This window comes from Streptomyces sp. NPDC007945, from assembly GCF_042958885.1.
Classification (GTDB): Bacteria; Actinomycetota; Actinomycetes; order Streptomycetales; family Streptomycetaceae; genus Streptomyces.
This window is the reverse complement of the sequence record NZ_JBIBJV010000009.1, coordinates 181,707-201,659: the sequence shown is the minus strand read 5'-3', so window position 1 is coordinate 201,659 and position 19,953 is coordinate 181,707. Positions and strand designations below refer to the sequence as shown.

The window sequence follows — 19,953 nt, the reverse complement described above, 5'->3', positions numbered from 1 at the left end:
CCGGGGCCGGCCGGGTCATCCGCGCGTTCTCGGCGCGGGTCACGCTGCGCGAGACGCCCCCGAACGGCGAGAGGTGCGGACCCGCCGCCTGGCAGGCGGGGGTCCGCGTCGATCCTCGGAAGGGCCTGGTCGGCCCCGGCCGACCGTAGGGCGGGGCCGTACGGCTACGGGACCCAGTGGTTTCCGGAGACCGTGATCATCACCTGGAGCTGGATGCTCGCGGAGAAGTAGCTGCCGGTGTCGATCGGGGTGGCGACCATCTTGTTCCAGAGGGCGTCGAGCCAGGCCTGGCTGCCGGAGTCGGTCATCGCGGCGACGGCGAACGGGGCGAAGAAGGCGGCCTCGCTGCCCGCGGAGATCTGGGTGCCGTTGAGCTTGTAGCCCATGGCGATCTTGTTGGGGTCCCCGCCCGTCTTGTTCTTGATCCAGCCGTTCAGCTTCCGCGCGGCGGCGAGGGACTTGGCGTCGCCGCTGGTGACGGCGTCGTCGGCGATGCGCCACGGGGTGCGGCAGGCGTTCCACCAGTACTGGCCGTCGTTCGGGTCCTCCAGGACCTGGCCCGGGGCCGGCTTGGGGCTGGTGTTCGTGTCGACGACGAAGTCGGGGAGGAGGCCGGTGGTCGGCGCGTAGCCGGACTGGAGGTTGGCGATCTGCGTCTGGTGGGCGGTGCGGGCCGCGTCCCAGGTGGTGTCGCCGGTGGCGGCGCGGAAGGCGCGGAAGTGGTCGACCATCCAGTCGGAGGTGCGGGAGATGTAGTAGTACTGGTCGCCGGAGCTGGACCAGTCGCCGAGCTTGAGAAGCTTGGTGGTGGGGTTCAGCTCGTCCTTCTTGATGGCGGCGATGTGCTTGAGGGCGAGCGCCTTGTAGTCGTACGTGCCGGCGCTGCCCCACTGCTTGTCGGCGAGGAGCAGGCCGTAGGCGACGTCCATGTCGCCGTCGGTGGCGCCGTCACCCCCGTTGACGCTGCGACAGTTGACGTCCTGTTCGGCGGCGAGCAGGTCCGGGTTGATGGACGAGGGGTGGTCCAGCTTCCACTTGACGAGGCCGTCGAAGATCTTCTTGGCGTCGGGGTCGGCGCCCGCCATGGTGGCGGCGATGACCATGCCGTAGCCCTGGGCCTCGGCGACGTAGGGATGGTCGGCGTCGGGCGAGATGACCTGGTACCAGCCGTTGCCGCAGTTCTGCCGGACGAAGGCGGCCTTCCAGCGGTTGTAGTAGTCGACGACCTTCTGGTCGATGCCGGACTGGGTGCCGGAGGGCTTGAGCATGCCGGCGGCGTAGGGCTTGAGGTGGCTGCCGAAGGGCACGGCGGGGCCGGTGCCGCCCCCGCCGCCGGCCGGGGAGCCGTAGACCTCGAACTCGTAGAGGGAGTAGCCGTACGGGGTGCCCCGGCCGGTGCCGTACATGCGGACGTACCGGCCGGTGCCGGAGACGGTGACGTCGTCGACGGCGCCGTCGCCGCTCGTGGTCGCGTAGACGTCGGTCCAGGTCGAGCCGTCGGCCGAGGTCTGGAGGCGGTACGTCGTCGCGTGGGCGGCCTCCCAGTCGAGCTTGATCCTGGAGAGCGTGTGGTTCGCCCCGAGGTCGATCCGGATCCACTGCGGATCGACGCCCTCCAGGCTGGCCCAGCGGGTGGCGCGGTTGCCGTCCACGGCGAGCCCGGGGGCGAAGCCCGAGCCCTCCACGGACGAGGACGTCGCCGGCTTGCCCGCGGAGACGAGGGCGTCGGCGGCCTCGGCCTCCCGCTCGGGCAGGACGGCGAGGGGCAGGGCCAGCAGAGCGGCGAGTCCGAGCGGGATGGCGCTTCGTCGGCGCATGACAACTCCCTTTCTCTCCAGGGCGATCGCTCGTTAGGAAAGATTCCTAACTATCGGCGCCCGAGCGTAGAGAGGGGCGGGTGGCCCGCGCAAGACCCCGGGCCCGGCCGGGTCGGCCGGTTGGCCGGGAATCACTCCGGCAGCGCGAGGGCGCGGGCGAGGGCGGCGGCGAAGCCGTCCGGGTTGTCGAGCATCAGGTTGTGTCCGGCCGCGGGCACCTCCAGGACGGGCACACCCATCTCCGCCGCCTGCTCGGCGGCCCGGTCCGGCAGGCTCCGCTCCCCCACGAGGAACGCCCTGGGCAGCCTCAGCGCCCGCAGCACCTCACCGGCCTCCGGGTCACCGCCCTCGACGAGCGCGACCGCGCACCGGTGCACGGCCCGCGCGTCGGCGAGCCGCAACCGCGCCGCGTAGTCGGCCCGTTCGGCGAGGGCCAGCAGCTTCGGATACCCGCTTCGGACGAAGGCCTCCTCCGGCTGCCGCGCCATCGGCCCGCTGAACGCGCCGCCGCCCCCGTACAGGTTGGGCTCCGCCACGACCAGCCGGGCGATCCGCCCGGGCCGGGCCGCCGCCAGGTGGATCGCGACGGCGCCGCCCATGGAGTGGCCGACGAGTTCGACGCCGCGCAGGCCGAGATGGTCGAGCAGCGCGGCCACGGCCGCGGCCTGCCCCTCCGGCCGGTAGTCGAAGTCCGCGGGCCGGTCGCTCAGTCCGTGCCCCAGCAGGTCGACGAGGAGCGCCCGCCCGCCGCCCAGGGCGGGGTGCGTCGCGATGTGGGCGAAGTCGGAGGCGGCGGTGCACCCGAGCCCGTGCAGAAAGACCCGCACGGGGCCGTCCCCGGGGAGGTCCAGCCAACGCAGGTAGGCCTGATGATCCGTCAGGAAGAGTTCTCTCATGGGGGCAGCCTACGAAGGGGTGCGGCCGGGAGGGGGCGGCGGGGATGAGGGGGGCAGGGGGGTGGGGGGTGCGTGGGGGTGGGGCGCGGGGGGCGGGGGCGCGGGGGGCGGGGGTGAGGAGTGAGGGGGCGGGGATGTGAAGGGGGCGGGCCGCCATCCACCGGCCGGGGGCACCTCGCGGCCGGCGGGGACGGCGGGCGGGGGGGCAGACGAGGGGCGGGGGGCCTGCGACGAGCGCGGGGGGCGGCGAGCGAGGGGCGGCGGCGAGCGGGGGGCGGGCGAGGGGGCGGCGGCGAGCGGGGGCGGGTGACGAGCCGGAGGGTGGGACGAGACGAGCAGAGGGTGACGAACAGGGGCGGGTGGCAAGCAGGGGGCAGGTGACGAGCAGGGGCAGGTGACGAGCAGGGGCAGGTGGCGCGCAGGGGGGCGGGCGACGGCCGACGCGCGCGCCCGGTGCCCCGCTCACGGGTCCGGCAGGAGCTTCGCCATCTCGGCGGGCGGCAGGGTCGGGTTGGCGGCCGCCGCCTCGCGTACGTCCTCGTCCTCGTCCGCGAGCAGTGCGGCGAGGGCCGTGGGCGGCAGCGCCGGGTGGCGGGCGGCGAGGGGACGCGCCCGGGCGTCCGACAGGCAGGCGAGGAGGGCCCGGGGCGTGGCGGCGGGGTGCCGGGCGATCTCGCGGAGTGCCCTGCGGACCGGCGGTTCGTGCCGGGCGAGTTCCTCCACCAGGGGCCCGGGTGCGTCCGGGTTGGCCGCCACGCCGGTCGCCACCTGGCGCCCGTGCCGTACGAACATGGCCCGCAGCCGCGCAGCGGAGAGCCCCGGGTGCGGGGCGACGGCGGCCGCCACCTTCGCGTCGGGGTCGTCGGCGAGCCGTTCGCGCACCGGCGCCGGCAGGTCGCGCCGCAGGGCGACGAGCCTGCGGGCGGCCGGCTCGCCGGAGGAGGCCAGGGCCTCGGTCTCGTCGGCCGACGCGGTGGCGATGCGCGGCAGGAGGGAGCCGCCGAGGGCGGTGGAGCGGGCCAGGGGGACGAGCACGTCGAGCGGTACGCGGGGGTGCCGGGCCACCGCCCGGCGCATCTCGGGGTCGGGGTCGGCCGCCAGGCTCCGTACCAGGTCGTCGTCGAGCGCGGGGTTCTCGGCGAGGGCGGCGCGCACCAGGGGGAGCGGATCGGCGGCGAGCCGTACGCAGGCCTCCCGGGGCAGGTCCGCCCGTCCCGCGACGGCCCACCGCAGCATCGGGGCGGGGTCGTGGGCGAAGCGGGCGGCGACCTGCGCCGGAGTGGCGGGGTGACGCAGGACGGCCTCGCGCAGGTGGCCGACGGCGGACTCGTGGTCGCCCCCGCAGCGCTCACCTGGCAGCAGGACGGGCGCTGACGCCGTCCCCTCGACGGCGCAGACCCGACAGCGGCGGGCCGGGGGCAGGCCTTCGCCGGCCAGGAGGGACGCCAGGACGGCGGGCGGGGTCGTCTCGTTCCCGGCCACCGCGCGGCGTACCGAGAGGTGGGGGTGGGCCGCGAGGCGGGCGGCCGTGCCGGCGGGCGCCCACGAGGCCAGCTCGGCGACCACCTCGGGGTCCGGGTCCCGCGCCAGCCGTTCCATCACATCGGCCGCGAGCCCCGGGCAGGCCGCCAGCCGCTCCCGGCGCGCCGGGTCCGGGTCGCCCGCGAACGTCCGCGTCCACGCCTCGGGCGCCGTGCCCCGCTCCAGCAGCGCGAGAGCGGCCTCCGGCCACTCCGTCGGGTCGACGTCGGCGGCGGCGAGCCACCCCTCGTGCACGAGGGGCACCGCGGCCTCCCCGACCCGCCGCGCCAGGGTGAGGGCCCGGGCCCGGCCGAGGTCGTCCCGGCCCGCCAGAACGCCCGCGAGCTCGTCGTCGGCGAGCGCGACGAGCCGATCCAGTAGCCGGGACGGCAGGGCCGGATTCGCGGCGAGCCCGCGCAGAAGGGCGTACATGGTCGGCATCCTGCCGGTGGCGGCGGACCGAGCGCGCCCGTTTTCTCCGCCGGGCGGGACGCGCCCGTTTTCCCTGACTTACGGGCCGCTCCGCCACTGGCCGGGCGGCGCGCCGGAACACGTGAAGGCTGCGCCCCCCGGCGGAGCGGTACGCCGGAGCGCGTAACGGCCCGGCCGGAGCACCTGACGGCCCGGCCCGAGCACCTGACGGCCCGACCCGAGCGCGTGACGGCCCGGCCGGAGTGACGGCCCGGCCGGAACAGGGCGCCCTGCGCACCGACCGCTCCCCCTCACCTCACCCGTCCGCGTCCTTTCGTCCACCTCCGCGTCCGCGGGGGCCCGTGCCTACTTGTACTGGGCGATCTGGATCAGGTTGCCGCAGGTGTCGTCGAGGACGGCGGTGGTGACGGGGCCCATGTCGACGGGGGGCTGGGTGAAGCGGACGCCCAGGGCGGTGAGGCGGGTGTGTTCGGCGTGGACGTCGTCGACGGCGAAGGAGGTCGCGGGGATGCCGTCGGCGACGAGGGCCGCCTTGTAGGGCGGGACGGCGGGGTGACCTGAGGGCTCCAGGAGGAGTTCGGTGCCTTCGGGGTCCTCGGGGGAGACGACGGTGATCCAGCGGTCCTCGCCGAGCGGCACGTCGTGCTTGGGGGCGAAGCCGAGCACGTCGGTGTAGAAGCGGAGCGCCTTCTCCTGGTCGTCGACGAAGACGCTGGTGATGTTGATCCTCATGGGATGTCCTCGGGGGGTGCGGGGGTGAGCCATCGCGTGACGATGTGCTCCAGCGGGCGGGGGTCGAGGTCGTGGAACTTGTATCGGCCCTCACGACGGGGCGTGACCAGGCCGGCGGTCTCCAGCACCGCGAGGTGCTGGCTGACCGCCTGCCGGGAGAGGGCGAGGCCGTGCCGCGTCGCCAGCCGGGCGCATATCTCGAAGAGCGACTGCCCGTTGCGTTCGGTCAGCTCGTCGAGGATCACCCGGCGCGTCGGATCGGCCAGCGCCTTGAACAGATCCTCCTCCATGCCGCCACCATAGGCAAGTGCACACTTGCCTATCAAGTCGACGGGCGGCTCCCCGCCCCCTGCCGTCACCGAGAGCCCTGTCGCCACCGAAGCCCCTGCCATCACCGAGACCCCTGCCACCACCGAAACCCCTGCGGCCGCCAATCCCCCGAGGCCCCCGTGACCCCCAAGGACCCCCGGAGCCACCCGAGCCTCCTCGAATCCGCTCTGCCCGGAGCGCGCGGCGCGCCTAAGGTGGGGCGCATACCGGCCCACCCCTGACGAGGGAGAAACCTTTGAGCACGGCCAAGCGGACCGGCGCCGCGACCCGATCCCCCGCGCGCGCCGCCGACGGTCACGTCGCCGACAGCCACGAGCTGATCCGTGTGCTCGGCGCGCGCGAGAACAACCTGAAGGACGTCAGCGTCGAGATCCCCAAGCGGCGGCTGACGGTCTTCACCGGAGTCTCCGGCTCCGGCAAGAGCTCGCTGGTCTTCGACACGATCGCCGCCGAGTCCCAGCGGCTGATCAACGAGACGTACAGCGCCTTCGTCCAGGGGTTCATGCCGACGCTGGCGCGCCCGGACGTCGACGTGCTCGACGGCCTGACCACGGCGATCATCGTCGACCAGCAGCGGATGGGCTCCGACCCGCGCTCCACCGTGGGCACCGCCACCGACGCCAACGCGATGCTGCGCATCCTCTTCAGCCGGCTCGGCACCCCGCACATCGGCTCCTCGCGGGCGTTCTCCTTCAACGTCCCCTCGGTGAGCGGCGCGGGCGCGGTGACCGTGCAGCGCGGCGGCCGGACGGTGAAGGAGAAGGCGAGCTTCCAGATCACCGGCGGCATGTGCCCGCGCTGCGAGGGCCGCGGCCGGGTCTCGGACATCGACCTGACGGAGCTGTACGACGACACCAAGTCGCTCGACGAGGGCGCGCTCACGATCCCCGGGTACACGGCGGACAGCTGGTACGGCCGTACGTACCGCCTCTCCGGTCTCCTCGATCCGGCGAAGCCGATCCGGAAGTACACCGCGCGGGAGCTGGACACCCTCCTGTACAAGGAGGCGACCCGGGTCAAGGTCGAGGGCGTCAACGTCACGTACGAGGGCCTGATCCCCAAGCTGCAGAAGTCCTTCCTGGCCAAGGACGTCGAGTCGCTCCAGCCGCACATCCGGGCGTTCGTGGAGCGGGCCACCACGACCCAGGTGTGTCCGGAGTGCGACGGCACGCGGCTCAACGAGGGCGCCCGCTCCTCGAAGATCAAGGGGATCAGCATCGCGGACGCCTGCGCGATGCAGATCAGCGATCTCGCCGCGTGGGTGGGCGAGTTGGACGATCCTTCGGTCGCGCCGCTGCTGGAGTCGCTGCGGCGGACCCTGGACTCGTTCGTGGAGATCGGGCTCGGCTATCTGGCGCTGGACCGGCCCGCCGGCACCCTGTCGGGCGGCGAGGCGCAGCGCGTGAAGATGATCCGGCACCTGGGCTCCTCGCTCACCGACGTGACCTACGTCTTCGACGAGCCGACGGCCGGTCTGCACCCGCACGACATCCAGCGGATGAACGAACTCCTGCTGCGGCTGCGGGACAAGGGCAACACGGTCCTGGTCGTGGAGCACAAGCCGGAGACGATCGCGATCGCCGACCACGTCGTGGACCTGGGCCCCGGCGCCGGCACCGGGGGCGGCACGATCTCCTACCAGGGGTCGCTCGAAGGGCTGCGCGCCAGCGGCACGGTGACGGGGCGTCACCTGGACGACCGGGCTTCGGTGAAGGACACGGTGCGCAAGCCGACGGGGGTCCTGGCGATCCGCGGCGCGACCGCGAACAACCTGCGGAAGGTGGACGTCGACCTGCCGCTCGGCGTGCTCGCCGTGATCACCGGTGTCGCCGGCTCCGGCAAGAGCTCGCTGGTGCACGGTTCGATCCCGGCGGACGCCGGGGTGATCTCGGTCGACCAGACGCCGATCCGCGGTTCCCGGCGCAGCAACCCGGCGACGTACACGGGCCTCCTCGACCCGATCCGCAAGGCCTTCGCCAAGGCCAACGGCGTCAAGCCGGCGCTGTTCAGCGCCAATTCGGAGGGCGCCTGCCCCACGTGCAACGGCGCCGGGGTCACGTACACCGACCTGGCGATGATGGCGGGCGTGGCCACCACCTGCGAGGAGTGCGAGGGCCGCCGGTTCATGGCCTCGGTGCTGGAGTACGAACTCGGCGGGCGGGACATCAGCGAGGTGCTCGCGATGTCGGTGACGGAGGCGGAGGAGTACTTCGGCGCGGGCGAGGCCCGTACGCCCGCGGCGCACCGGATCCTGGAGCGCCTGGTGGACGTCGGCCTGGGCTACCTCACGCTGGGGCAGCCGCTGACGACGCTCTCGGGCGGCGAGCGGCAGCGTCTGAAGCTGGCGACGCACATGGGCGACAAGGGCGGGGTGTACGTGCTGGACGAGCCGACCACCGGTCTCCACCTCGCCGACGTGGAGCAGTTGCTGGGGCTGCTCGACCGGCTGGTCGACTCCGGGAAGTCGGTGATCGTCGTCGAGCACCACCAAGCCGTGATGGCGCACGCCGACTGGATCGTGGACCTGGGCCCGGGCGCCGGCCACGACGGCGGTCGGATCGTCTTCGAGGGCACCCCGGCCGACCTGGTGGCCGCCCGCTCGACGCTCACGGGCGAGCACCTGGCCCAGTACGTCGGGGCCTGACCACCGCCGGGGAGCGGGCGCCCGCCGGGGCGCACGCTCACGGGGCGCCGGCCGGTGCCGGTCCTCCGAGGAGCGCCGCGGGCGCCAGGACGACCGGCTCGACGGTCGGGGACACCGCCGTCGTCGCGACCGCGACCACGGCGGCGCGGCGGTGGTCCGTCCACTCCTGGAGGTGTACGTCCTCCGGGGGTGGGCGGCCCGCCTTGAAGCGGGCCTCCGCGCGCACCCAGGCGCGCAGGAGCGCGAGGCCCTGGTCGGGGGCGGCCAGGGCCTCGTGGAGGTCGGGTCCGGGTAGGACGCGGCGGAGGACCCGGAGGGGGCCGGGGCGCCGGGCCGCCGGTTCGACGTCGACGCCGACCTGGCCGGGCGCGACGGCCGCCGCGACCAGGCCGTCGGCGTGGCTGACGCTCACGCCCAGGCCGGGGTGGGCGGGGAGGTACGGGCGGCCGTGGCCGGTCCGGCCGCAGTCGGGGCAGCGCTGGGCGAGGCCGACCTCGGCGGGCGGGCGCCCGGTGGCGCGGGCCGCGCCGAGGCGGAGCAGGAGCCGGGCGGCCAGGACGTCGTCCGCGCGGGCGGGGACGCGGATCGCGGCCAGCCGGCGCCGTTCCCAGGGGGCGAGGAGGTGCGGCCCGAGGCCGGGGGCGTCCAGGACCTCCCGGGTGGTCGCCACGACCGCGAACGCGCCGGGAGTCACGCGGTGCGGGCGAGGAAGCGTTCCTGGACGCGGGCGAGGGTGCGGAAGTCGTCGATGGTGACCTCCTGGAGGTCGATCGACGTGCCGGAGATGTCCTCCAGGAGGTCGATGAACTCCAGGAAGTCCATGGAGTCGATGAGCCGGGCCTCGATGAGGTCCTCATGGACGTCGAGGGGGCCTTCGAGGCCCGGGTTCTTGTCCTGGATCCAGGCGGTGACGCGTTCCATGGTGCGGTTCTCCGTGTGGGTGTTCGTGCGGTGACGGCTCGTCAGGCGGTGGCGGCGCGGACGCGTTCGAGGGCCGCTTCGGGGCCTCCGTGCGCCAGGAGCATGGCGTGCGTCCAGCGTTCGAGACCGAAGGCGACGCAGGAGCTGTAGGCGGGGCCGTGGCTGCCGGCGCGGATGTCGAGGCGCTCGCCGAAGAAGTTGCGGTGGCGGTTGACGGACGCGATGGCGGTGCCGTCCGGTGCGCTGTACTCGTGCTTGACGGGGTCGAGCGCCATCAGGCGGGCCCGCGAGCCGCCCTTGTCGTAGAAGGGGTCGTCGGCGGTGGCGCGGGTGAGGTCGAGGCCGAGGAGCGCGGCGGTCTCCTGGATGAACTCCCCGCCGCTTTCGAGGTGGTGGACGGCGCCTTCCTTGGTGCCGAGGTAGACGACCTCGCGCATGTGGAAGCCCCAGAGGCGGCGCAGGCCGTCGTAGTGGGTCTCGTTGCGGAAGCAGCGTCCGACGGCGGAGAGGCGGAGGCCGTCCTCGCCGACGTCGGCGCCCTCCAGGGAGAGCAGCAGTCCGTAGCAGGTGGCGGAGGGCAGCAGGTGACCGGTGGGTTCCAGGGGCCGGTCGCCGGGGGGCTGTCCGGCGGCGAGAAGGTCGTGGGCGTCGGGGGCGAACCGCCCGGCGGGGACGCCGAGATGGGGGAAGTTGCGGAAGTAGTCGAGGCGGGCGAGGCCGTCGGCGGCGAGCAGCGGGGGGCCGGTGACCTCGGGTGCGGAGAGCCGGGCGGCGAGCCCGCCGAGGAGGGCGTCGAGGGCGCCCAGCAGGGCGGTGTGCACCGGGTCCAGCGTGATCAGGCCCGGGCCGGGGCTCTTGAGTCCGGTGACAGGCGGGGTCGTGGCGCTGGGTGTGCTCATGGAACCGTTCCCTCTCGGCGTGGACGGTCGGTCAAGGGGTGTCGGTCGAGGGGCGTGGGGGCCGGGGCGGCAGCGCCCGTCCCCCTGGTGGTACGGGTGTCGGCGGAGCGTCGGGCAGGGCCCTGCGCGCGGTCGCCGTCGACCGGGGCGCAGCGGTCGCGCCGGGCTCGACCGGTCGGGTCGGTGCCGGCTCTGCGCAAGGGGACAGTAGGCCAGCCGACCGGAGGTTGTCTAGACCAAAGATCATCATGCGCCTCGTCCAACTGACCTTCGAAGACGCGCCTTTCGCGAGGACGTCCGACACGCGGGGCATACCGACGAGTCACTTGACATCGACGTTGGTCTACACCAATTCTGTCCCTCGTCCCCCGTGATGCGTCCCCCCGCGACTCGTCCCCCGCCGCCGGCTTCCGCACCCCCGTTCCGACCTCCCCGGCTCGCCGTCCCCCTCCCCCGGCCCGCCACGTCCACGCCCCGCCACGCCACTCCCGCCGCCGTGCCCCGCACCCCCCAGCCCGCACGCCGTCCGACTCCCGCCTGGAGGGACCTGTGACAACGATGCCCGCGTCCGCAACCGACCCGACCGCTGCGGCCGCCTCCGCCCCGCGCCGCACCCGCACGCCGTATCTGCACCGCGCGGCCACCGAACGCCCCTACTTCAGCGGTGACGGCGAGTCCTACCTCGCCGCGACGACCCTGCGGGAACTGACGAAGACCCGACCGCTGCGGGTGCTCTCCGAGGCGGACTTCGCGCACTGGCAGACGTACGGGTACGTCATCGTGCGCGAGGCGATCCCCGCCGAGGCGGCCCGCCGGCTCCTCGACTTCACCTGGGACTTCCAGGGGCTCGACCCCGAACGGCCGGACAGCTGGTACGAGGACCGGCCGTTCCGCTCCGAGCTGGACCAGCAGCTGCACATCTACGGATTCGTCGAGGCCTACCACCACCAACTGCTCTGGGACAGCCGCCAGTCCCAGCGCGTCTACGACGCGTTCGTCGACGTCTGGGACTGCGAGGAGCTCTGGGTCACCCTCGACCGGCTCAACCTCAACCCGCCCAACGTCCGCAACCGCGACCGCGCCCTCATCGAACCCACCGACCGCGGCTTCGACATCGAACTGCACTGGGACATCGACACCACCCTCGGCGTGCCGCCCCAGCGGGTCCAGGGCATCATCGCGCTCAACGACACCACCCCCGAGACCGGCGGTTTCCAGTGCGACCCCGAGCTCTTCCGCCGCTTCGAGGAGTGGAAGCTCGCCCAGCCCGCGGACCGCGACCCCCTCCGCCCCGACGTGGACCGCTCCGAGTACCCGGTGGTCCGCCCTGACCTGCACCCCGGCGACCTGCTGATCTGGAACGGCCTGCTCGCCCACGGCGTCGCCCGCAACATCTCCGCGGACGGGGTCCGCGCCGTCCAGTACCTGTCGATGATGCCCGCCCTGGAGGAGCACGCGAAGCTGCGCCGCTCCCGCGTCGAGTCCTGGCGCCACCTGCGCACCCCACGCTGGAACCGCACCCTCGTCGGCGACCCCGTCCGCCACGAGTCCAAGCGCTACCCGACCGCCGAACTCACGCCGCTGGGGGCCCGGTTGCTCGGACTCACCTCCTGGCACGAGAAGTCCGAGGGCGGCGAGAGGTCCGAGGGCGGCGACAGGCCCGCGGGCGACGAGGAGGCCCCCGCCGTGACACCCGACCGCGGCGCCGCATCCGCCTCGTCCGCCGCGTCCACTGCGGCCGCCGCGTCCGCCGCGTCCGCCGGGGAGCCTTCGTCCACCGGGGAGCCTTCGTGCGCCGCGTCTGCCTGACCCTTCCCACCAACCGCGCCTGCGCGGCGACGATCGCGGCGGTCGCGGCGGAAGCGGCCTACGGAGCCCGGGAGTTCGCCGCCGAGGTGCACCTGCTGATCCTCGACTCCTCGGCACCCGCCGACCTCGCCGAGCACCGGGCGGCGGTCGCCGCCCTGCCGCCGGCGCCCGGCGTCGTCGTCCACCACCTCGGCGAGGAGCGGCAGCGCGCCTTCCTCCGGGAGGTCATCGCGGCGGCGGGACTCGCTCGCGCGGACCGGCTGCTCGACCTGATGCTCCCGGCCGGAGTGTCGTACGGCGCCTGCACCAACCGCGCCTTCCTCCTGGCCGAGTCCCTCGGCTGCGCTTCCGTACACCGCCGCGACTCCGACAGCCGCTACCAACTCCTTGACGGGGAAACGGTCTTCCCGATCCACCACGAGCTCGCCGCACTCGGCCGGAGGGCGGCGGACGTGGCCGGCTCGGTCACCCGCGGCAGGCTCGATCCCCGCCTCGCCGACCGGTCCGTCGCCCTCGCCGGGGCGTCCTTCATCGGCGAGCCCTCCGTGGACCTCGCCGAGCTCCGCGCCCTCGACCCCGAGGCGTACCGCGAGGTCGTCGGGCTGGCCGTGTCGTCCTCACATCCGGAACCCTGGCGACGGCACCTCGTCGAGGAGGCCTTCCGGGGCGCCGGCACCGCCCCCTTCACCCGCGACCTGACCACGCTGACCGTGGTCGGCCCCACCCGGGTGGACATGTGCAACGTGGCCCTCGGCCGGGAGGTGTACGGCCGGGTCCCGCTGCCGCCCGCCACCGACACCATCGGGACCGACTACTTCCTCCTGCACCTGGTGCACGCCGCCGGACTGCCCGGTGTGCTGCACAACCGACACATCGTCAACTACTACACCGGTGAGCGCCGTTCCGACGAGGGCTTCCTCGCGTACCAGCTCCGCTTCGCCAAGTACCTGCTCGCCGCCGCCCACCTCGAAGCGGTGTACGCGGGCCTGAGGGCCGCCGGGGACACGCTCCTCGACGGGCACGGGCGGGTGCGGCCCGCGGTCGTCGCCGCCCTCGCCCGGGACAGCGCCCTGATCGACCCGGGCGGCAACGCGGCCCGGCTCGACGTCCTGGACCGACGCTACCGCGCCCTCGGCGGCCGGTACGCGACCGCCGCCGACCGCTTCGCCGAGCGGCGCGCGCGACTCCTCGCCGCAGCGCGCTCGGACATGGCGGACTTCGCCCTCCTCGTCGACGCCTGGCCCGCCCTCACCGCGCACGCGAAAGGCACCTCCGTGAACCACCCTCCGACCGGCGGGCCCTCCCTCGCCCCGGCCGCCCCGCCCGTCCCCACCGCCGGGACCGTGGCACCATGACGACCACCCCCGCCACCGCCCCCGCCCCCGCCGACGTCGCCGACGGCGGCGTCACCGCTGCCCGCACCGTCACCGTGGCCTACGCGGGCGGCGGTGCGCGCCGGGGCCCGGTCACCATGGGTCAGGCCAACATGATCCGCTGCATCCTTAGGGACGAACCCGCGTCCATCAACATCCACGACGTGTGGCCGGTTCCCGACGGCACCGGGATGGACCGCGTCCTCGGCGCCCTCGCAGACCTCGCCGTCCGCCACGAGGCCCTGCGCACCAGGTTTCCGGACGGGGCGGGCGGCGGCGCCGTCCCCGCCGAGCAAGTCGTGGCCGGTGAGGGGGAGTTCACGGTCACCGTCCTCGACCACGACGAGCTCCCGGAGGACATCGACGGCTACGCCGAGGCGGTCGCCCGAGCGGCCCGTGACACGCGTTTCCGGCTCGACCTGGACTTCCCGCTGCGGCTGCGGATCATCGCCCGCGCCGAACGGCCCGTGCGCGTGGCCCTCGCCGCCAGCCACGCCGTCACCGACGGCAGCGCCCTCGGCGTCCTCCGCGACGACTGGCTCGCGCTCCTGGCGGGCGAGCCGTTGCCGCCGGTCACCGCGCTCACCCCGCTCGACCTCGCCGCCGAGGAACACAGCCCGGCCGGACGGCGCAAGTCGGCGGCCTCCCTCGCCCATTGGGAGCGGATCCTGCGTACCGGCCCGCAGGCGATGTTCGCCGAGGACGGCGCCACGGGCGCGGAGACCGACACCCCGGGGCTCACCCTGCGTTCGGCGCGCGGCGCCCGGGCGCTGGCCGCCGCCGCCCGGCGCACCGGTGCGCTGCCCGGCACGGTGCTGCTCACCGCCTGGTGCCTGCTCACCGCCCACCGGGCCGGACAGCCGGTGTGCGTGGCGGCCGTGCCCACCGCGAACCGCTTCCAGCCGAAGCTCGCCCGCTCGGTGAGCACCCTCTCCCAGGACGCCCTGCTCTCCCTCGACGTGCGTGAGCCGTCCTTCGACGCGCTGCTCGCCAAGGCGTGGGGGGCTGCGATGAACGCGTACCGCCACAGCCGCTTCGACGCGCTCGACCTGTGGGAGCTGATCGGCCGGGTCACCACGGAGCGGGGCAGCCGGTTCACCCGCGACGCCGTCTTCAACGACATCAGCGCCCTGCCGAGCACCCTCGCCGGCGCGGCGGCGCCGGACGGGGACGCCCCCGAGCTCGAACTCACCTGGGGCGGACGCCAGTCGCTGCCGACCCGGCTGCTGACCTTCGTGTACGAGACGGAGCCGGTCCTGCGCCTGGCGACCTGGGCCGACCCGGCGCTGTTCCCCCGGGCGGCGGCCGAGGAACTGGTCACGGGTCTGGTGCGGCTCCTGGAGGCCGTCGCGGAGGCCGACGTACCGCTGCACACGCCCGGGCCCCTCACCGAGGTGACGGGGGTCCGTCCGGTGGCGCGCGGGCCGGAGTGGACGCGGGTGGACGGCTGCTGGGTCTCCCCCGCCGCCGTCGCCGCAGCCCTGGCCGAGGCGCTGCGGGGGCGGCCGGTCGAGGTCGTGGTGGAGGAGGCGACCGGAACCCCCGACGGGCCCGATCGCCGCCTCACCGCGTACGTCGGCGGGGACGAGCGGGCCTGGCCGGAGGACGAGTGGACGCCGGAGCGGGCGCACGCCGCCCTGATGTGCGTCCTGCCGGGGCGGCCCGGGGTCCTCGCCCCGCACCGGTACGTGTTCGTCGAGGGCCCGCCGCGGCAGACCGCCGCGGCGCGGCGGATTCTCAGGGAAGGGACCGGCCGGGAGCCGGGGGATGCCACATGACCGCTGACGACACCGTGGCCGCGCGGGGAACGGCGGCGCCGCCGACCAACCCCTGGCGGTCGCCCCTCTTCCGGCTGTTCTTCACCGCGCGGAGCGCCTCGCTGCTCGCCGACGGCATGCTGATGGTGTCCGTGACCACCTCGGTCCTCGGCGCCGGCTTCGGGGCGACCGGCGTGGGATACGCGCTCGCCGCGTGGATGGCACCGATCGTGGTGCTGATCCTCTTCGGCGGTGTGCTCGCCGACCGGTTCACCCCGCAGGTGATGATGGTCGGCGCGGACGCGGTCCGGGTGGTGACGATGCTCGTCATGGCCGCGCTCTTCGCCGGAGGCGGGGTGCGCCTCTGGCAGATCATGGCGCTGATGGGAGTGAGCGGCGCGGCGACCGCCATGTTCCAGCCGGGGCTCGCGAGCATCGTGCCCCGGGTCGCCGAGGACATCCAGCGGGCCAACGCGCTGCTGCGCGTCTCCGAGTCGATGGCCACGCTCATCGGCCCCGGCCTCGCCGGCTTCCTGGTGGCGTACTGGGACCTCGCCGGCTCGTTCGTGGTGATCGCGGTGGCGTACGCCGTCAGCGCGGGCGGACTGCTGCCGCTCCGCCGACTGGCCCCGGGCGGGGCGGCCATGGGCGGCGCGGCCACGGGCGGCGCGGCCACGGGCGGCGCGGAGAAGGGCGCCACGGGCGAGGGCAGCGCGGTCGAGGGCAGCGCGGTCGACGAGAGCGACGATCCGATGTGGCGGCGGCTCGCCACCGGCTGGCACGAGTTCCGGTCGCGCACCTGGCTGTGGGCGGTGATCTCGCTGTGGGCGGTGTACGGCCTGGTCGTCTTCGGGCCGTCGCTGCCGCTGGGCGCGGCGCTGCTCACGGAGCAGCACGGCGCCACCGGCTACGGCTGGATCGCCTCGGCCGACGGTCTCGGCACGATCATCGGCGGGCTGCTCGGCATGCGCGTCCGGCCGCGCCGGCCCCTGGTGGCGGGCGTCTGCGCGATGTTCTTCTTCGCGCTCAACCCGCTGGCTCCGGCGCTCGGCTGGAACTTCGCCCTGACGGCGGTGACGGGCGTGGTGGCCGGCTGCGGCTTCGCGTTCTGGGGCGTGATGTGGGCGACCAGCGTGCAGTCCCACATTCCGCTGGCCGTGCTGAGCCGGGTCTCCGCGTACGACATCGCCGGCTCGATCATGGTGATCCCGCTGGGCCGTGCGCTGGCCGGTCCGGCGGCGGAGTCCTTCGGCGCGGACCGGGTGCTGCTCTTCTCCTCGGCGGTCTCGTTCGTCCTGCTGGCCGCGATGCTCTGCGTCCCGGCCATCCGGGGCCTCGCCCGGCTCGACCGGCCGACACGGGCGGCGGAGCCGGTGTCGGGGGCGGAGCCGGTGTCGGGGGCGGAGCCGGTGTCGGGGGCGGAGCGGAGTACGGGCAAGGAGGCTTCGGCCGCCGCCGAGGCGTGAGACGGCCGTCTCACGGCCGTGGGCCCGGCCGGACGGTGGTCCGGCCGGGCCCACGGGCGGCGTCTCACTCCCAGTCGTCCCAGGACGGCTCGGTCTCGTCGTCGCCGAAGAAGAGCGGCTCGTCCTCCGGAGGAGCGGCCGCCGCGGCGGGACGGCCGGCGGCCCGCGCGGACCGGTCGGCGCGCCCGGCCGGCCCGGGGGTACGCGGCATACCGGCGGCACGGGCCGCCCCCCGGTCCGCCGCCTCGGTCGCCTCGGCGACCGGGGCCGCCTCCTCCTCGGTCGCCGGGGCGGATCCGCCGCCCGCGGCTCCCGCGAACTCGGCGAGGGCCTCCATGACGCCCTCCCCGTACTTGGCGAGCTTGGCCTCGCCGACGCCACCGACCGTGCCGAGCTCGGCGACGCTCCCCGGCAGGCTGGTCGCGATCTCCCGCAGCGTGGCGTCGTGGAAGACGACGTACGCGGGCACGCCCTGCTCGCGCGCGGTCGCCGCACGCCAGGCCCGGAGGGCCTCGAAGACGGGCACGGCGGCCGCGGGCAGGTCGACCGGGACGCGGGACTTCCCGGACTTGCCGCCGCTCTCCTTGCGGGGCGCGGCGGCCTTGGCGGCCTCCTTGCGCATCGGGACCTGGCGCCGGCCGCCGAGGACGTCTCCGCTGGCCTCGGTGAGGACGAGGGTGCCGTAGTCGCCCTCCACGGCGAGCAGGCCCTGGGCGAGGAGCTGGCGGATCACGCTCCGCCACTCGGGGGTGCCGAGGTCGGCGCCGATGCCGAAGACGCTGAGGGTGTCGTGGTCGAACTGGAGGACCTTGGCGGTCTTCTTGCCCTGGAGGATGTCGATGATCTGGCCGGCGCCGAACTTCTGGCGCCGCTCGCGGGCCAGCCGCCACACCGTGGAGAGGAGTTTCTGCGCGGCGACCGTGCCGTCCCAGGACTCGGCGGGGGTGAGACAGGTGTCGCAGTTGCCGCAGGGCTCGGACTTCTGGCCGAAGTAGGCGAGCAGCCGGACGCGCCGGCACTCGACGGTCTCGCAGAGGGCGAGCATGGCGTCGAGATGGGCGGCGAGGGCGCGCCGGTGGTTCTCGTCGCCCTCGGAGCCGTCGATCATCTTGCGCTGCTGGACGACGTCCTGGAGGCCGTACGCGAGCCAGGCGGTGGCGGGCTCGCCGTCGCGGCCCGCGCGGCCGGTCTCCTGGTAGTAGCCCTCGACGGACTTGGGCAGGTCGAGGTGGGCGACGAAGCGGACGTCGGGCTTGTCGATGCCCATGCCGAAGGCGATGGTCGCGACGACCACGACACCGTCCTCGCGGAGGAAGCGGGCCTGGTTGGCGGCGCGCGTCGCGGCGTCCATGCCCGCGTGGTACGGGATGGCGTCGACGCCGTTCTCGGCGAGGAAGGCGGCGGTCTTCTCCACGGAGGAGCGCGACAGGCAGTAGACGACTCCGGCGTCCCCCGCGTGCTCGGTGCGGATCAGGTCGAGGAGCTGCCGGGTCGGGTTGTTCTTGGCGGCGATCCGGTACTGGATGTTGGGCCGGTCGAAGCTGGCGACGAAGTGCCGGGCCTCGTCCAGGCCGAGCCGGGTGGCGATCTCGCCGTGGGTGGCCTCGGTGGCCGTCGCGGTCAGCGCGATCCGCGGCACCTTGGGCCACCGCTCGTGGAGCATGGAGAGCGCGAGGTAGTCGGGCCGGAAGTCGTGGCCCCACTGGGAGACGCAGTGGGCCTCGTCGATCGCGAAGACGGAGACCGTGCCCCGGTCGAGGAGCCGCTGCGCGCCCTCGGTGCGGAGCCGTTCGGGGGCGAGGTACAGGAGGTCGAGCTCACCGGCGAGGAAGGACTGCTCGACGGTCTGCCGCTCGTACGGGTCCTGTGTCGAATTGAGGAATCCGGCGCGGACCCCCAGCGCGTTCAGCGCGTCCACCTGGTCCTGCATCAGCGCGATCAGCGGGGAGATCACCACGCCCGTGCCGGGCCGCACCAGCGCCGGGATCTGGTAGCACAGCGACTTGCCGCCGCCGGTCGGCATCAGTACGAGGGCGTCGCCGCCCGCCACGACGTGCTCGATGATCTCCTGCTGCTCGCCCCGGAAGGAACTGTAGCCGAAGACCCGGTGGAGGACGTCGAGGGCGTCCGGGGAGCCGTCGGTGCTCGGCGAGGAGGAGGAGTCGGAAGAAACGTCGATGAGGGCCACCCGAAAAGCCTAGCCGCCCGCGCCGCTCCCCCGGGCCGCCCGCCGCGACCTGTGGACAACTTCCCGCGTTCCGCTCCGCCGGTCACCCTCAGGGGTCTCCGCGGCTCGCGCGCGACGACGGTCCCCCGGAACCCCGAAGCCCGCGCGGGGACCGTTGCGGGCAGGGCGCCGGTCCACGCGGTCCGGCGGACGGTCGGCTCGGCGCCCGGGCACGTGGCCGACGAGGGCGGCCGGACCCTCGACCTGCGTCAGGACGGAGGCGAGGTAGGCGGCGTCCGCCGCCAGGCCCCGAAGCGGGTTCCACGGTGCGCGGGCGTCGTCCGACGGCGACGAGGCCCCCTCGCGGACCAGCGCGGTGCCGTCGCCGGTGTCCATGGTCACCGTGGGTCTCGGCAGTCCCGGCCGTCCCGGGCGAACCGGACGGCCGAGACACCGAAGCGGACGGCGGCCCGGGCGGCCGAGAGGCCGAAGCGGACGGCGAGCCCCAGGCCGCTCAGCCCCGAACGACCTCTTCGCCGGCGCACGGCTCCCGGCCGGTCAGCTCCTGATCGCGCACCGGCAGGGTGACGACGAGCCCGGTGAGGGACCCGCTGCCGAGTCCGGCGGCGAGCGCCAAGGCGGCCCACCACAGGGGTGGGGCGTAAGCGCGAGGGCCACGTCGGCGGACCAGGCCCGGGGCCGGTGGCGGCGAGGGCAGCGGCGGTGCCGACGAGGACCAGCGGCTACTCGTATCCGTCGTTCTGCACCCGGAGGCCGTCGCGCCACTTCACGGTGGGCGCGACCGTCATGGCCCCGATGGCACCGGTCGCGGCGAACGGAGTGAGGAGGCCGGTGGCGAGCAGCAGACCGCATCCGATCCGCCCGCCGACCGCCGCCAGCCGCCAGCCGCCAGCCGCCAGCCGCCAGTGCGGTGAGCATTCCGCCGCGAAACCCGTCGGCGCGGAACTCCTCGGTGCCGCCTTTCAGCCCCGGCCGCCCGGCCGCCCGCTGGCCTTCCGCACCCCGTGCCCGGCGACCAGCGGTCCCCCGAGCAGGGGCGGGATCAGAACACCGGTGCCACGGGGGTCAGCCGGCCGCGTGCGCGTCGACAACCGACTGCGTGTCCACGCCGCCCGGGCCAGGTCCTTGCCCGGAGGGGGCCTGCGCCGTGTCGATGTCGGACGAAGAG

General features: G+C 74.5%; 14 protein-coding genes and 2 pseudogenes. 5 read left to right on the top strand and 11 right to left on the bottom strand.

The window, feature by feature from the left end; translation table 11 throughout:
- Positions 1–164: 164 nt before the first annotated feature.
- From ACFZCF_RS26725 to ACFZCF_RS26705, 5 genes are all read right to left on the bottom strand, one after another.
- Complete coding sequence (locus ACFZCF_RS26725) at positions 165–1,817, bottom strand: glycosyl hydrolase family 8 (RefSeq protein WP_391289325.1); 1,653 nt, start codon at positions 1,815–1,817, stop codon at positions 165–167.
- A 131-nt stretch (positions 1,818–1,948) separates the two neighbouring features.
- Complete coding sequence (locus ACFZCF_RS26720) at positions 1,949–2,713, bottom strand: alpha/beta fold hydrolase (RefSeq protein WP_388448617.1); 765 nt, start codon at positions 2,711–2,713, stop codon at positions 1,949–1,951.
- A gap of 462 nt (positions 2,714–3,175) precedes the next feature.
- On the bottom strand, positions 3,176–4,666 hold the full coding sequence (locus ACFZCF_RS26715; protein WP_391289323.1) for a hypothetical protein: 1,491 nt from the start codon (positions 4,664–4,666) through the stop codon (positions 3,176–3,178).
- A gap of 345 nt (positions 4,667–5,011) precedes the next feature.
- Complete coding sequence (locus ACFZCF_RS26710) at positions 5,012–5,398, bottom strand: VOC family protein (RefSeq protein WP_388448611.1); 387 nt, start codon at positions 5,396–5,398, stop codon at positions 5,012–5,014.
- Complete coding sequence (locus ACFZCF_RS26705; RefSeq protein WP_388448609.1) at positions 5,395–5,688, bottom strand: ArsR/SmtB family transcription factor; 294 nt, start codon at positions 5,686–5,688, stop codon at positions 5,395–5,397. Before ACFZCF_RS26705 ends, ACFZCF_RS26710 begins: the two co-directional genes overlap by 4 nt.
- Before the next feature lie 275 nt (positions 5,689–5,963).
- Here ACFZCF_RS26705 and ACFZCF_RS26700 point away from each other — a divergent pair, with 275 nt between their 5' ends.
- Complete coding sequence (locus ACFZCF_RS26700) at positions 5,964–8,372, top strand: ATP-binding cassette domain-containing protein (RefSeq protein ID WP_391289319.1); 2,409 nt, start codon at positions 5,964–5,966, stop codon at positions 8,370–8,372.
- A 37-nt stretch (positions 8,373–8,409) separates the two neighbouring features.
- Here the strand turns inward: ACFZCF_RS26700 and ACFZCF_RS26695 are convergent, their stop codons facing one another.
- Genes ACFZCF_RS26695 through ACFZCF_RS26685 form a run of 3 tightly spaced genes read right to left on the bottom strand, consistent with a single transcriptional unit; the run spans position 8,410 to position 10,192 of the window.
- Positions 8,410–9,042, bottom strand: a complete 633-nt coding sequence (locus ACFZCF_RS26695; protein ID WP_391289318.1) for a 4'-phosphopantetheinyl transferase family protein — start codon at positions 9,040–9,042, stop codon at positions 8,410–8,412.
- A 20-nt stretch (positions 9,043–9,062) separates the two neighbouring features.
- Entirely contained in the window at positions 9,063–9,293 is a 231-nt protein-coding gene (locus ACFZCF_RS26690) for an acyl carrier protein (protein WP_388448603.1), read from the bottom strand.
- A 41-nt stretch (positions 9,294–9,334) separates the two neighbouring features.
- Positions 9,335–10,192 carry a hypothetical protein gene (locus tag ACFZCF_RS26685; protein ID WP_388448601.1) on the bottom strand — a complete coding sequence of 286 codons (858 nt, stop codon included), beginning with the start codon at positions 10,190–10,192 and terminating at the stop codon, positions 9,335–9,337.
- Positions 10,193–10,750: 558 nt separating this feature from the next.
- On the opposite strand from ACFZCF_RS26685, the gene ACFZCF_RS26680 reads away from it, so the two are divergent.
- Genes ACFZCF_RS26680 through ACFZCF_RS26665 form a run of 4 tightly spaced genes read left to right on the top strand, consistent with a single transcriptional unit; the run spans position 10,751 to position 16,597 of the window.
- Positions 10,751–12,001, top strand: a complete 1,251-nt coding sequence (locus ACFZCF_RS26680) for a phytanoyl-CoA dioxygenase family protein (protein WP_391289315.1) — start codon at positions 10,751–10,753, stop codon at positions 11,999–12,001.
- Positions 11,983–13,356, top strand: coding sequence for a DUF6271 family protein (locus ACFZCF_RS26675; protein ID WP_391289313.1), 1,374 nt, complete (start codon positions 11,983–11,985; stop codon positions 13,354–13,356). Before ACFZCF_RS26680 ends, ACFZCF_RS26675 begins: the two co-directional genes overlap by 19 nt.
- Positions 13,353–15,152 (top strand): condensation domain-containing protein, encoded by a 1,800-nt coding sequence (locus ACFZCF_RS26670; protein ID WP_391289311.1) that lies wholly within the window; start codon positions 13,353–13,355, stop codon positions 15,150–15,152. Before ACFZCF_RS26675 ends, ACFZCF_RS26670 begins: the two co-directional genes overlap by 4 nt.
- Entirely contained in the window at positions 15,149–16,597 is a 1,449-nt protein-coding gene (locus ACFZCF_RS26665) for an MFS transporter (RefSeq protein ID WP_391289309.1), read from the top strand. Before ACFZCF_RS26670 ends, ACFZCF_RS26665 begins: the two co-directional genes overlap by 4 nt.
- A 64-nt stretch (positions 16,598–16,661) precedes the next feature.
- On the opposite strand, the gene recQ is transcribed toward ACFZCF_RS26665, so the two are convergent.
- The 3 genes and pseudogenes from recQ to ACFZCF_RS26650 all read right to left on the bottom strand — a co-directional run bounded on the left by recQ (position 16,662) and on the right by ACFZCF_RS26650 (position 19,876).
- Positions 16,662–18,785, bottom strand: coding sequence for a DNA helicase RecQ (recQ, locus tag ACFZCF_RS26660; RefSeq protein ID WP_391289307.1), 2,124 nt, complete (start codon positions 18,783–18,785; stop codon positions 16,662–16,664).
- Between the two features lie 204 nt (positions 18,786–18,989).
- Positions 18,990–19,094: pseudogene (locus tag ACFZCF_RS26655) on the bottom strand (alpha/beta hydrolase); the annotation flags it as partial.
- A 184-nt stretch (positions 19,095–19,278) separates the two neighbouring features.
- Positions 19,279–19,876: pseudogene (locus tag ACFZCF_RS26650) on the bottom strand (DoxX protein).
- Positions 19,877–19,953 lie beyond the last annotated feature (77 nt).

What these genes read in the sequence shown, in the direction of transcription:
- ACFZCF_RS26725 (WP_391289325.1), bottom strand. Translation starts at nt 1,817, where the DNA reads ATGCGCCGACGAAGCGCCATCCCGCTCGGACTCGCCGCTCTGCTGGCC.
- ACFZCF_RS26720 (WP_388448617.1), bottom strand. Translation starts at nt 2,713, where the DNA reads ATGAGAGAACTCTTCCTGACGGATCATCAGGCCTACCTGCGTTGGCTG.
- ACFZCF_RS26715 (WP_391289323.1), bottom strand. Translation starts at nt 4,666, where the DNA reads ATGTACGCCCTTCTGCGCGGGCTCGCCGCGAATCCGGCCCTGCCGTCC.
- ACFZCF_RS26710 (WP_388448611.1), bottom strand. Translation starts at nt 5,398, where the DNA reads ATGAGGATCAACATCACCAGCGTCTTCGTCGACGACCAGGAGAAGGCG.
- ACFZCF_RS26705 (WP_388448609.1), bottom strand. Translation starts at nt 5,688, where the DNA reads ATGGAGGAGGATCTGTTCAAGGCGCTGGCCGATCCGACGCGCCGGGTG.
- ACFZCF_RS26690 (WP_388448603.1), bottom strand. Translation starts at nt 9,293, where the DNA reads ATGGAACGCGTCACCGCCTGGATCCAGGACAAGAACCCGGGCCTCGAA.
- ACFZCF_RS26685 (WP_388448601.1), bottom strand. Translation starts at nt 10,192, where the DNA reads ATGAGCACACCCAGCGCCACGACCCCGCCTGTCACCGGACTCAAGAGC.
- ACFZCF_RS26680 (WP_391289315.1), top strand. Translation starts at nt 10,751, where the DNA reads ATGCCCGCGTCCGCAACCGACCCGACCGCTGCGGCCGCCTCCGCCCCG.
- ACFZCF_RS26670 (WP_391289311.1), top strand. Translation starts at nt 13,353, where the DNA reads ATGACGACCACCCCCGCCACCGCCCCCGCCCCCGCCGACGTCGCCGAC.
- ACFZCF_RS26665 (WP_391289309.1), top strand. Translation starts at nt 15,149, where the DNA reads ATGACCGCTGACGACACCGTGGCCGCGCGGGGAACGGCGGCGCCGCCG.